This window comes from Occallatibacter sp. (assembly GCF_035317045.1).
In the GTDB taxonomy this organism is placed as follows: Bacteria; Acidobacteriota; Terriglobia; order Terriglobales; family Acidobacteriaceae; genus Telmatobacter.
Genome location: NZ_DATHHT010000035.1, coordinates 1 through 13,109 on the forward strand (window position 1 = coordinate 1; position 13,109 = coordinate 13,109).

10 protein-coding genes are annotated in these 13,109 nt (G+C 58.6%); 4 read left to right on the forward strand and 6 right to left on the reverse strand.

Annotated features, from left to right (window positions below):
- The 4 genes from VK574_RS16880 to VK574_RS16895 all read left to right on the forward strand — a co-directional run.
- Positions 1-379, forward strand: a 379-nt coding sequence (locus VK574_RS16880) for an EAL domain-containing protein (protein WP_472801035.1), incomplete at its 5' end; no start/stop codon positions are given.
- A 190-nt stretch (positions 380-569) separates the two neighbouring features.
- Entirely contained in the window at positions 570-1,928 is a 1,359-nt protein-coding gene (locus VK574_RS16885; protein WP_472801036.1) for an aminopeptidase P N-terminal domain-containing protein, read from the forward strand.
- Positions 1,929-2,089: 161 nt separating this feature from the next.
- On the forward strand, positions 2,090-2,464 hold the full coding sequence (locus tag VK574_RS16890; RefSeq protein ID WP_472801037.1) for a hypothetical protein: 375 nt from the start codon (positions 2,090-2,092) through the stop codon (positions 2,462-2,464).
- Positions 2,458-2,847, forward strand: a complete 390-nt coding sequence (locus VK574_RS16895) for a hypothetical protein (RefSeq protein ID WP_472801038.1) — start codon at positions 2,458-2,460, stop codon at positions 2,845-2,847. Before VK574_RS16890 ends, VK574_RS16895 begins: the two co-directional genes overlap by 7 nt.
- 97 nt (positions 2,848-2,944) lie before the next feature.
- Here VK574_RS16895 and VK574_RS16900 read toward each other — a convergent pair whose 3' ends face one another.
- From VK574_RS16900 to mreC, 6 genes are all read right to left on the reverse strand, one after another.
- Positions 2,945-3,847: an outer membrane beta-barrel protein gene (locus VK574_RS16900; RefSeq protein WP_472801039.1), complete on the reverse strand. Its 903-nt coding sequence runs from the start codon at positions 3,845-3,847 to the stop codon at positions 2,945-2,947.
- Between the two features lie 164 nt (positions 3,848-4,011).
- Positions 4,012-7,044 carry an Rne/Rng family ribonuclease gene (locus VK574_RS16905; RefSeq protein WP_472801040.1) on the reverse strand — a complete coding sequence of 1,011 codons (3,033 nt, stop codon included), beginning with the start codon at positions 7,042-7,044 and terminating at the stop codon, positions 4,012-4,014.
- A gap of 722 nt (positions 7,045-7,766) precedes the next feature.
- Positions 7,767-8,870, reverse strand: coding sequence for a rod shape-determining protein RodA (gene rodA, locus VK574_RS16910; RefSeq protein WP_472801243.1), 1,104 nt, complete (start codon positions 8,868-8,870; stop codon positions 7,767-7,769).
- A 5-nt stretch (positions 8,871-8,875) separates the two neighbouring features.
- The gene (gene mrdA / locus VK574_RS16915) at positions 8,876-11,029 is read right to left on the reverse strand and encodes a penicillin-binding protein 2 (protein WP_472801041.1); all 2,154 of its coding nucleotides are present in this window, start codon (positions 11,027-11,029) and stop codon (positions 8,876-8,878) included.
- Between the two features lie 260 nt (positions 11,030-11,289).
- The gene (gene mreD, locus VK574_RS16920) at positions 11,290-11,811 is read right to left on the reverse strand and encodes a rod shape-determining protein MreD (protein WP_472801042.1); all 522 of its coding nucleotides are present in this window, start codon (positions 11,809-11,811) and stop codon (positions 11,290-11,292) included.
- Between the two features lie 2 nt (positions 11,812-11,813).
- Positions 11,814-13,025, reverse strand: coding sequence for a rod shape-determining protein MreC (gene mreC, locus VK574_RS16925; protein WP_472801043.1), 1,212 nt, complete (start codon positions 13,023-13,025; stop codon positions 11,814-11,816).
- Positions 13,026-13,109: the final 84 nt, after the last annotated feature.

The following is a 13,109-nucleotide window of genomic DNA, read 5'->3' on the forward strand; positions in this document are numbered from 1 at the left end:
CCACTACGTCGCGATCGACGACTTCGGCACCGGCTATTCGAGCCTCGCCTATCTACACGATCTCTCGGTTGACGCCATCAAGATCGACAAGGCCTTTACCAAAGCGATCGGTACTGACGCCGTCACCGTCTCCATTCTTCCGCAGATTCTCACCATGGCCGAGACGCTCAAACTACGCGTTGTGGTCGAAGGCATCGAAACAAAGGCCCAGGCCGCGTATTTTGCCGCAAGCAATCAGCGCATCCACGCGCAGGGATGGCTCTTCGGACGCCCCGTTCCGGCACGTACGTTCCTCCAGATGCTCGATGAAGAAGAGGCCAGGATCGCGAGAGAACAGGAAGAGGAAATCCCCAACGGCGCCACCGTCGCCGCCTTCTAGCGTTCTGACTCTGAAATTCTTCCCATCATTTGCGGTGTCATTCTGAACAAACAGGGCCCAAAACGCATTTCAGTTTGGGAGTGGCGAGCGAAGAATCTGCTTTTGCCTTTCCACGAGAACGAAGAGTTCCGCGCAAACTCAAAGACGTTTCCATTTTGCACCGAGCACAACGGCGAGTAACAATAGCGGAATGAAGACTGTCCGGCTCGTTGCCCCGGTTCTGTTTCTCCTTGCCTTCACGTTCCCCGCATCCCAGGCCCTCGAAAAACAGCCCGCCAGCGATTACCACGCGCGTCGTATCGCCCTTGGCAACGCATTGCATGGCGGCGTCGCCATCCTCTTTGCCGCGGAAGAGCCGGTGCTCGACTTCGATCCCTATCGTCAGGACTCCGACTTCTACTACCTGACGGGCTGGAACGAGCCTGGTGCTGCGCTCCTGATCATCGGCCCAACCAGCGAGCCCGAGCGTCCCGGCCAGGCAGCGCATGCGCGCGACTACAAGGAAATCCTCTTTCTTCCCACGCGCAATCTCCGCACCGAAGCCTATACCGGCGCCAAGATGGATGCGGCAACGCCGGACGTGACCAGGGCCACCGGGGTCGACAACGTTGAGCCCATGGCGAATCTTGCTTCTGACCTGAACAAACTCGTCGCCGACGATCGCAGAGTTGCCTTCAACGTCTGGATGCAACCCGGCGTCAAAGCTGCCGAGTCTCTGCTCGGCTACACTGCCGCAACCCTCGGCTCCTCCATGCCCGCGTCCCACGATGTAACCACGCTCACCATGCCGCTGCGCGAAGTGAAGGATGCCGGTGAAATTGATTTGCTGAAGAAAGTCTCCACGGCGTCGATAGCAGCGCAGCGAGAGATGATGCGGTCTGTCAAGCCCGGCGTGACTGAACGGACGATCGCCGGCAAGATGACAGCCGTCTGGTATGAACACGGTTGTGAACGCCCGTCCTACGCGCCCATCGTCGGTACCGGGATTAATTCGACAACCCTCCACTATTCCGCGAACTCCGCCACCATTGCGGAAGGCGATGTGGTCGTGGTTGATGCGGCGTGCGAGTACTCCATGTACGCCTCCGACATCACGCGTACCGTTCCCGCCAATGGCCACTTCACCGCACGCCAGCGGGAAATCTACAACGTCGTGCTCGGTGCGCAGAAGGCTGCCATCGACGCCTTCGTCGCGGGCAAGTCGAAGATCAACGACTTCTACCATCGCGATCCCGACTCGCTTGATGTGGCCGCATACAACTACATCAATACCCACAGCAAAGATCTTCACTCGCAGCCCCTCGGCAAGTATTGGCTGCACGGTCTCGGGCACATGGTGGGCATCGACGTGCACGATCCCGCGCAATATCCGGCCGTGCTTAAGCCGGGAATGGTTTTTACGATCGAGCCTGGCGTCTACATCCCTGAAGAAAAACTTGGCGTGCGCATTGAATGCGATTTCCTTGTGCTCCCCGATGGCAAACTTCTCGACCTCGACGCAGACCTGCCGCACACCGCCGAAGAAGTAGAAGCAGCAATGCACAAATGAACCGGAAGAATTTCAAAGGCCACGACTTGGCAGTCCGGGCAAAATGATTCAGGAAGGCACGAAGTGTCAGGGCACGACTTTAGTCGTGGCACAAAGCTGAATCAAATTCAATTGGGCTTTAGCCCCTGCACTACCAACGAGGTATTGCGAGCACTCGATTTATGGATCCACACAACACAATCGAATCCGACCAACTCGACGCACTAAGCCACGTCTTCTCTGACCAGCTTCAAGCCTGTCTCGAAGAATGCGCGCATGGCCGCCGCGGCCTTTTCTCTGACGTCGCCCTGATTGAAGATGAAGCGATCGATCGCGCTTGGCCCGAGGCGGCCCGCCTGCGCGAACTCGCCGGCGCGCTGCAGAACATCTTCGCGCAGCAGGAGAAGCGCAACCCACTTTGCGATGAGTTCCTCGACCTTTGCTCGATGCACGGAGAGAGCCATCCCGGCGAGCCACGGCTTGCGCGCCTGTTTCTCGCCCGCATCGAGCGCGGCGAGGTCGGCACACCTACTGAAGAACCGAGGAAACCATGGTAGTGCTTCACGCGTTTCTCGCGCTGCTCAGCGGACTCGCAACCATGGCCGCGCTCATCGCGATCATCACGGTCCTCCTTCAAAAACTCACTCCCGGCTGGGTCGGGGAAACCGGAAAGCCAAAGCCCGGCTACATCTTCGTCAATCTCGGATTTTCGTTTCTCGCTGCAGCCGCAGGTGGCTACGTCACCGCGTGGATCGCACAGCACAATCCACTCATTCATGTTCTTGCCCTGGCCATCACTGTCTTGCTTCTTGCCGGGTTAAGTGTCCTGCAGCAGCGCGGCCAGCAACCCGTCTGGTACATGCTGACGTTGGTAGGGCTCACGCCTTTGGGCGTGTTGGCAGGCGGCATGATTCGATTACGCGTCCTTGGCATCCTCTGATGTCTGGGGCACGCCACGATGAACACAAAAAGCCGCCCTGTCGCTGATCTCTCGACAGGGCGGCCTTGTTTCTCTCCAGTCGTTCAAAGAGCCGCAGCTAGAAGCGCAACCCGACTGTCACCGGGACTATCTTTGTATCAGCACCGACGGCAGTTGTGCCCAGCCCATTCGGTTGGGTTGTGATTGCCGGAGACAGAACATCAAGATAGCGCGCTTCGGCAAAGATCCTCATCTGGCCATCGCCATTCCATCCAGCGAACCGGTGCGACAGGCCGCCGCCAATGCTCCATCCACCCTGGTTGCTCGAGAAGTGTCCCACGGTGACATTCTGAGTGACGACACCGCAATAAAAATACGTGCAAAACTGCTGTGGCTCCGGATCAGAGAAGCTTGTGACCTTGCGATAGAAACCATAGCCACCGGTCGCATAAAAGTTGATCGAGCTCTTGGGGTTGAAGTCATAGACCGGGTCCAGCGTGAGGGACCAGATGTGATCGTTGCCTCCGGTTGCGCCGGCTTCTGCAATGATTGCGCCCGGAACCTTGTCGTCGATGAACTGATATTCCAGCATGACGGCGAGGTTCTTGTTGAAGCGATACCCGCCTCCAACCGTGACGTTGCCTCCCCACGTGATGTACGGCGAGGAGTCACTGGACGGGGCATTCACTCCGCCGCCGACTTCATACGTCAGGTGGCTGCGGATTCCGCCGGCACCACCGCCGCCGTGGCCACCCCGGTTGTCATACTGCCCTCCACCGGATCCGTTTGGCGCTGCAGCGGCCGGCAACGCTGCTAAGCCTGGTATTCCGTTACCCGGCCCACCGGCATCATCGACAAGCTGGAGTGTACTCGAGCTGGATTCTGACGATGGAACGGACGTCGAGCTTGAAGAATCGGGAGCAGTTGAGATTTGGGCGCTCGCAGAACCGAGTGAAAAGGCGAACGCAGCACACAGCAGGGTCGTGTGCTTCAAAAGTGACAGAATGCGAACGGAAGTCATTTCTGTACCTCGCAAGAATTAGGTTGTCCTTTATGGGGGAGATCAAACAGTCCCAGTAAGCACTTAGACTCCATTCGGAAATCAAAGTTGCTTCCAACGCATAGATACTGAAAGGCCGGAGTTACCTCCGGCCTTTGGATTTGAAGCGATCAAAATTTAAAGAGCTACCCCTGAATGTCGAACTGCTCCGGGTGCAAAGTCGGATCGCTCTTGATGAGGATATTCTTCCCGACCAATTCCTCAAACTCATTGATCCAGCTTCCGTTATTGGCCTTTAGTACCTTGACCGTCTCCGGGTTCACCCGCAGCATCACGTCCGACGCCTCAAAGTGCCGCTTCATCTTGCGCATTTCGATGTAGATCTCGTTGCACACCGTAGCCGAGCTCTTCACCATGCCGGTCGCCTGGCATGTCGGGCATGGAACTGAAAGCGTGCGCTCCAGCGACTGCTTTACCCGCTTGCGGGTGATCGCCACCAGACCGAAGTCGTTGAACTGCAGAACCTTGGTCGGGGCGCGGTCGCTCTTGAGTGCTTCTTCAAGTGCGGCCAGGACCTTGAATCGATTCTTGCGCTCGTCCATATCGATGAAGTCGATGACGATGATTCCGCCCAGGTCGCGCAGGCGAATCTGACGAACGATCTCCGGCACCGCATCGAGGTTTGTTTTCACGATGGTGTCTTCAAGCCGCGCCGATTTGCCGACGTACTTGCCGGTGTTGATGTCAATCGCCACCAGGGCCTCTGTCTGGTTGATCACAATCGACCCGCCAGACTTCAGCCACACCTTCGAGCGCAACGCCTTCGAGATTTCGTCCTGAATGCCGAAATGTTCAAAGAGAGGCGTTTCCTTCGTGTATAGCTTCACGCGCCGCACCAAGGTTGGTGAGAAGCGATTGAGGAACCGCACAATCCGTTCGTAATCGGCTTCTGAATCGACCCAGATCGACGAGAAGTTCGAGCTGACCTGGTCACGCAAAATACGTTCGATAAGCGACAGATCGTGATAGATCAATGCCGGCGACTTTGAACTGTCAGAACGCTCCTTGATTTCATTCCACAAGTGGATCAGGAAGCGAAGATCGGCGCGCAATTCCTCTTCCGATGCGCCCTCAGCCGCGGTGCGAACAATGAAACCTCCCGAAGCTTCGCCGCGTTCGTGCGTCAAGATCCGCTTCAGCCGCTGACGCTCTTCGTCCGACGCGATTTTGCGGCTCACACCCACATGAGTGACCGTCGGCATGAACACGAGGAAGCGCCCCGGCAGCGCAATGTGGCTGGTAATGCGGGCGCCCTTTTTGGCAATGGGCTCCTTCGCAATCTGCACCAGGATCTCCTGCCCTGGCTTCAACAAATCGGAAATGATCGGCAGGTCCGAGGTCTGCGCCGAGCGCCGCGATGGTCCGCGTCCTCCCGGCCTGTGTCCACCGCGGTCGCCGCCGCGATCTCCGCGTCCACGGCGTCCCCGTCCGCCACGATCGCGGCGCTGCGCTGTCTGGCCGTCGCCTGCCGGCTGGGTCCCGGCAGCGGTTGCTTCTTCTTCCTCGTCCTCTTCCTCGCCCTCTTCGCCTTCTTCGCCGTTCTTGTCTTCAAACTTCATCTGGATGCGGTGGTCGAGGTGAGCTTCCTGCAGCATCTCGCCCAGTTCGCCGGAATGAATCTGCGTATGCAGCTTCTCCTCTTCCTCGTAGTCGTCCAGATCGTGCTCGTCTGTCTTGTGGTGATGATGAGGCGTGTCGTACTCCTCGCCCTCGATCACCTCTTCTTCAATGAGACCGGCGCCAGGCGAAAAAGACGACGCGACTGGAACGGATGCCGGCTTCGTCACTTCGGGTGCCGGCGCGGGTGGTACATCATCAGACTTCTTTTTCTTGCCCCCCAGACCAAAGAGACGGAATTCCGCTGGAGGCAGCGGATCGACGTTATGCGAAGCGCTGCGATCCCCCCCGAACTCGGTGCTTTCGTTTTCCGTACTCCTCGATTCCGTGCGGGAGGACTCTGCGACCGGTTCACCCGGAACCGCGTGAGGTTCAGAGGCGTTGGAGAGAGGTTCAAAGCTTTCCTCCTCCATGTCGTCCTCAAACTCGACAGGTTCTGCGTGTTCCGGCGACTGCGCGGCTAACGGCTCAACCGCTCGCTCCGGGTCTTCCGATGCCGTCTCTTCCGTTGTCTCTTCGATAAACTCCTGCTCTTCAATCTCGTCTGGCGATCCGTTATCGACTTCCGGAACAAAAGCCGCCTCTCGAGTACCGGGAATTTCTGGCCGACGATTCCGGTGCCGCGAGAGCGACTCACCCGGGAGCAAGCCGCTGCCATCCCATACGATGGGCGACTCGATCAGAGAGGCCGGTTTGTAGGAGGATGCAGGTCGAACCGGCGCCGCTGTCTCAAACACCGGCTTTTCAGCCGACTCAGCCGTAGCACCGCCATACTTCTTAAGTGATTCGCCCGGCAGTACAAACGGCTCAGGAGCCCGCTCAGGCCTTTCCGAACGCTCAGGTCTTTCCGAACGCTCAGGCCGTTCACGTTCAGTCCGTGCATTCCGTTGAGAAGATGCCGAAGCGTGGATCTGAGTAGGGGTTTCTGTCTGGAGTTCACCGGCCTCGTTTACATGGGTTTCAATGAACTCCTGGCTCTCGGTGGGAGTCGCTGAAACATTGCTGCCGCCGCGGCCACCGCGACGCCGCCTGCGACCGCGCCAGCGCTTGGCGCCCTGTTCGTCGGATTCCTCCGCAGCGCTTGCATGTTCCGTTGGTTCAGCCGGCGTTGCAAACTCCGCATCGCCAGACTCTGAGGTGATCTCAATCGTGGGGCGGCTTTCGCGATCCGGCCTCTGCTCCGGCCGTCCAGGGCGCTGGCTTCGATCCTGTCCGACGCGCTCTTGTCCATTGGTGTGGCGGACTTCGCGGGGAGCCTGGTTGCCGCCACTTACCGCGGCCTTTTCAAGCTCGTCTGTCTCTTCCTGGTCTTCCAACTCCATGAAGTCGGTGACGTAGAGGAAGGCGTCGCGCTCGAGCCCGAGGTCGACAAACGCCGATTGCATGCCGGGGAGAACGCGCGTAACGCGTCCGTTATAAATCGAACCCGCCAGCGTGTACTCGTTTTCGCGTTCGTAGTAGATTTCCGCGAGCTGATCGTCTTCTAGAATTGCAAGCCGCGTCTCATGCGGCGTGCTTGAAATACAAATCTCTTTTGCCATCTTGCCTTTCCGCCCAGCGGACTCTGCCTGCTGGGGCTTGCGGCAAGGTGTGGCGGAGATGCGAGCGGACGGGGAGGATGGAAATGCGCGGAGGAGATAACCGGTGCGTTCTTCGCTGGGTCGATAACCCGCAGTCGCCCGCCCCACCCGGGGGCAGCGAATTCGACAGGCTTCCAAGTCCGGCAAACTTTTCGAAACGGTGATCCGAAGGCAGAGAGTTTGTGGCCACCCTGAAGGTTGACGTATGCGACCTTTCGTCGCTATGCAACCAAGCCCATGCCAACCAGATGATCGACATGAGTGGGGCCGTTGCTACGCTGGCGAGTGCGCTGCCGGTCCGCGCAGCAGAAACCGAAATTCCTGCGCGCTCCATGCAGCCTCGAAACCAGCGACGCCGAACATCCGTGCGATCAGTCTCGATCGGTGGAGCTGTCCGGTTTGCCCGTCTCTGCGTGCTCATTTAAACCCAATCCTGTCCGGCGCTCGGTCCACCAGGACCTTGACCGGATTTTGCATCCTCTTCAATGCTGTGCGCCGAGCCCTGCTATCAAATCCGCCGAATCTCGTTAACGCGGCTCATCCAATAGCGGCCATCGGGCCAGCATCTCTGACGATGCTGTATGTACTTACAAACTTTGCTCTTGCGGTCCGGAAATTCCGGCGATCCCCAAGAGGGTGCTGCCGTGCAATCTTGCTCCCGGTCTCTCTCGACCGGCTCACATTCAGTTTACGAACCGGCGCATGCGCACGTTCATCACCACACCCAGCGCCAGGAAGGTAAACAACACCGAGGATCCGCCGTAACTCATTAACGGTAAAGGGATTCCGGTGACTGGCATAAAGCCAATGACCATGCCTACGTTGACCGCTATCTGGAAGGCCAACACAGCCACGATGCCCATGATAATCAGGGAGCCAGGCAGGTCTGCGGCTGTTTGAGCGTTTTGAATCAAACGCATCAATATGAGGAAGTATAGCAGCAGCACGAAAACCGCGCCCACAAACCCGTGCTCCTCGCTGAAGGCCGCGAAGATGAAATCCGCATGAGGAATGGGTATGAAGGCCCCCTGTGTCTGCGTCCCTTTTTCGGCCCCCTTGCCCCAGATTCCACCTGCGCCCACCGCAATTTTGGCCTGCAGCACCTGGTAGCCGGCCCCCCGGGGATCGTTATCGGGATTAATAAATCCCGTGAGCCGTGCCTTCTGATACGGCTTCAGGAGTTTTCCGCTGCTCCAGCCGCCTACCACCAGAACCGTCGCCGCGACCACCAGGATCAACGCCTGCTTAAGGTCGATGCCGCCGAGAAACATCCCGATCATCAGTACCGGTATGTAGGTGAGGGAGGTGCCAAGGTCTGGCTGCTTGAGGATCAGCAGCATCGGAACCCCGACCAGCGCAAAGGCCTTGAAGATTTCCTTCCACGTCAGGTTGCGGCCGCCCAGGTTCGCAAAATACCGAGCTACCGCCAGAATCATCACCAGCTTCATCCACTCCGAAGGCTGAAACAGGATGGGCCCCAGCTTGATCCAGCGTCGTGCTCCCAGCGCTTTGTGGCCGATTCCCGGCACCAGCACCGCCATGAGCCCGACGAGAAAGAATCCATAAAACCACGGAACCCAATCGATGAGCTTGTGATAATCGACCAGCGAAAACAGGAACATCGCCACCACGCCGCCCAAAATCCAGTAAATCTGCTTGGTGTGGAACCCGACGTATTTGGTGTGCAACGTTGCAGAGAAAATTTCCAGTACCGAGATGGTGCAGAGCAGAGCTACGATCCCGAGCAGCGTCCAATCGAAATCGCGAAAGCTCATAATGCGCCGCATCGGGCTCATTGCGATTTCACCGGCGCGGCTTTCTCTGGCAAAGCAGGCGGACTCAGCTTTGCCGATTCACGCCCAATCTGTGCGGGCGTTGCTGTCTTTGCGGTCTGTTTCTTTGCGGGCTGATTCTTCACTGCCGGGCGCGCTGCCTGCCCCGTCTTTGCCGGCTGGCCCTTCTGCGAACCTGGCTGCACCACTCCATTCGGCCCCACGAAGAACTTGCCCGCATGCAGCTTTGCTGTCGTCTCGCCTTTTCCATCGGGTGTCGGATTGGGCGTTGTCCATACCGCTCCAACTTCGACCGGCGGAGGAGCAAGCGTCTTCGGCGGAACCAGGTTATGCGCCAATCGACGCTGTTTTTCCACGTAGGCCGCCACCACCCGCGCACCAAGTCGCGCCGGATAGTAACTGAACTCGCCGTTTTCCCAGAGCACCGCAACCACCAGCTCCGGATTCCGCCGCGGAGTTACACCGACAAACCAGACGTTGGGGCGCGTCTTGAAGCCCTTGTTGGTGCGGCCAAGCGCTTCGTGACTCATCAACTGCGCGGTACCGGTCTTTCCAGCAAGATCAATGCCTTCAAGATGTGCCGATCCCGCCGTGTGGAAATACCCCGGCTGCGTCACCTCGGCCATGCCGTCCGTGATGGTCACCCAGTTTTCAGGATCGATGGGAATGTTCACATCGCCAGAACCGGGAAGGGTTTCATCCAGATCCTTCTTGAACTCCGCGGGAAGCTGGTTGGTGTCAACCACGTGCGGTCGAACCAGGTGCCCCCCCGACGCGATCCCACCGATGATGCGCGCCAACTGCAGCGGAGTCGCTTCCACCGCGCCCTGTCCGATCGACACGTCGAGCGTCTCGTCCGGATACCACCTGCGGTGATAGTTCTTCATCAGCCAGCGCTCACTCGGCATCAGTCCCGCCTGTTCGCCCGGCAGGTCGATTCCAGTCTTCTGTCCGTAACCAAACTCGGTCGCGTACTTCGAAATGCGATCGATGCCCAGCCTGTCGCCCAGCTGGTAGTAATACGTGTCGCACGAGTAGGGAATCGCGTTGTGAATATCCACGGCGCCATGCTTCTCATCGCAATGATGAAAGAATCCGTAGGGCCCCCATCCGCCCGCGCAATTCACTTTCAGATTCTGCGCGACGCCCTCCTGCAATCCGGCCACCGACATCAGAATTTTGAACGTTGATCCCGGAGCCAACTGCGCTTGGATCGCTTTGTTCATCAGCGGATGGTCTGGATCGGTGATCAGCTTGTTCCACTCCGCTCGTTCGATCTTCACGGCAAAGGCATTGGGATCGAAGCTGGGCCGCGACACGAGCGCCAGGATGTTGCCATTGCGCGGATCCATCGCCACAATCGCACCAGTGCGGTCGCCCAGCGCCAGTTCCGCCGCTTTCTGCAGATCGTTGTCGATCGTCAGCCGCAAGTCCTGTCCGGGAATCGCATGTTGGATTCCAAGAAAGCCCACCTCGCGCCCGTGGCTGTCGACAATCACGTCGCGCGAGCCGTTTTGCCCGCGCAGTAGTTGGTCGTATTCCTCTTCCACGCCGGCTTTGCCCACTTCGTCGCCAGGCTCATAGGCGGCATAGCGTGTCTGGTTCAGGTCCTCTTCGCTTACCTCGCCGACATACCCAATCAGGTGTGCCGCAAATCCATCGCGCGGATACAGGCGCCGCTCCCCTTCGATTGTCTCCAACTCCGGCAGTTCGTTGCGATGTGCTTCGATAAATGCCTGCTCATCGGCGGAGACATCTTCCTTGATCGGAATCGGCTGATATCCGGGGACCAGGCGAAACCTGCGCAACGTCGTCTGGAGCTGATCGAGATTCAGATGCAGCCCCCGCGCAATCAAAGGAAGATCGGCTTCAACATTGCGGTTCTGCTCGCGGACCAGGAAGCATGAGACCGAAGGATAGTTGTCGACGATCAGTCGGTTCTCGCGGTCGAAGAGCTTGCCCCGTGGAGCCAGGATCGGCACCTTGCGGATGCGGTTCTGTTCCGCCAGCATCTTGAAGTTTTGTGCACCCAGAATCTGCAGCCGCCACAAACCGGCCGTGAGGGCCAGGATCAGCGCAAGAACGCCATACTGCACCACCGCCAGCTTGAGCGTGGGGACTTTCTCGCCGCGTGTGACCTTGTCAAAATTCATCTGAAGCCATTACTAGTATCGAGCCTGAATCTTTTTCTCACAATTGACGACGTCATTCTGAGTGAACCGGGCCCCGAACGTTTCAGGGGACCAAAGAGCGAGATCGCTCTCTGGGGTAGGTTCAGGGGTGGTGAGCGAAGAATCCGCATCTCCCGCGATTTACCCAATAACGTCACACTCAGAATACCTCTATTCAACATTCTGCTCTTGCGGCATTGCGGCGTGCGCCAACCGCTTTTTCGTTCCGTGAACCAACGTACTCAATCGCGGATCTTGGTCCGGTCGAGCAGGGGAAACAGCACCAGCGCAATCAACGAATTGCCCAGTGCCTTGTACAACTCCATCAGCCAGTTCGTATCGATCGTCATGCCCAGCAGAAAGCGAACCACGAAAAAATAGGTCATGCTGCCCACCAGTGAAAGCACAAACGTCATCACCAGGCGGATGGCGTGATTCTCAACGTTAACCAGGATGCCCACCGAAGCCGCAAGATACCCAACCAGCGTCTTGGCGATGCCATTGATGCCGATGGGATGACCCGTCAGGGCATCTTCAGCGATGCCCAGGATGCCGCCCAGAATCGAGCCCTGGATCGGATTACGCCGGCTGAGCGCGAAAAACACCGTCACCACCAGCGGCAGATCAAACCACGCGAACCGTCCCATCACCCGCGGCAGCCACGCCTGCAGGACTAGCGCGGCGATGGGCACCAGCGCATAGATCAGTACCGGGTAGCGATGAATCTCGAATTCGCGGCGGCTCTCCGCTGAAAGGACAGACATGTCTAGCGATTCTCTCCTTGCGGCGACGCAGGCGGTGTTGCGTTCGGATTGCTGGCCGGAGTTTTGGGTGCCGGCTTCTTCCTGGGCCCACTCCCATCGGTGGCCGGTGCGTCTTCCGTTGTCGGCGTCGTCGCGTTTCCCGGCGTGAACCGGTCGGGGTGAATTGCCACCGGCGGTTTGGAGACTGGCGTGGGATTCGAAGTGTCGTTCAGCGGCTGCTGATCCGTTGGCACATTCGGGACGATCAGCCCCGGCAGCTTTTCCGCCATTCCATCCGACGCCTTCTGCTGTTCAGTCTCGGAGCCTTTCGAAGCTTCACTTGCGGCCATGTCCCGCTGCTGATCGGGCGGGAATCGAGGCTGCGTCGACGTCACCACCAGCACCTCGTCCAGCTGGTCGAGATGCGCCGCTGGTTTCACGATCACATCCACAAATCCGTCCCGCTCCGGATCATTCGCAACGCTCTGGACCACCCCTACCGGCATCCCCCGCGGAAAGATCTCGTCCCCGCCCGCCGTCAGCACCGTCTCGCCGGGCATGATCCGCTGATCGCGAATCACGTCTTCCACCTGCGGCTGCCCTGCCGCATTACCCCGCAGAATCCCGCGAATGCGCGTCGTCTCCAGAATCACTCCCGCGCCGCTCGATTGATCGTTGATGGCCAGCACCTGCGCGGTGTGTGGAAACACGTCGCGGATCTTGCCGACGATTCCGTCAGGCGTGATCACCGCCATGTCACGGTCGATACCATCATTCTTGCCCTTGTCGATGTAAAACACGCGCGACTGGTCGGTTCCGCTGGTCCCGATGGTCTGCGCTGCGACCGTCTTGTAGATGTATTTCTCTTGAAAATGCAGCAGGGCCTGCAGCCGCTGCCCTTGTTTGGCATCTTCCAGCAGCGCGGCCTGCTCCAGCCGCAATCGATCGACTGTCTTTTGCAGATCAGCGTTCTGCTGCCGCACATGCCGCAGATCCACGTAGTTTTCCCATAGCCCGGAGACGCCGGAGCCCGAAGAGTGCAAAGCCCGTTCCGGCGGCGATACCAGCGAATTGGCCCAGTAACGAAGCAGCCTCACACTGCGTCCATCGCCGGAGTCACTGCCCACCTGCCCATTGGCGGAGCGGCGCACCTGCATGGCAATGCCCAGAATCTGGGCCACCAGCAACGCCAGCAGCACCAGCAGATTCCGATACCGAACAACAAATGATTCCATGAGGGTCAGTCAACAGTGGACAGTGAACAGTGGTCAGTGTTTTGCCGGCCCTTGCGGAGAAAGACTACCAATGTCGGAGGACGG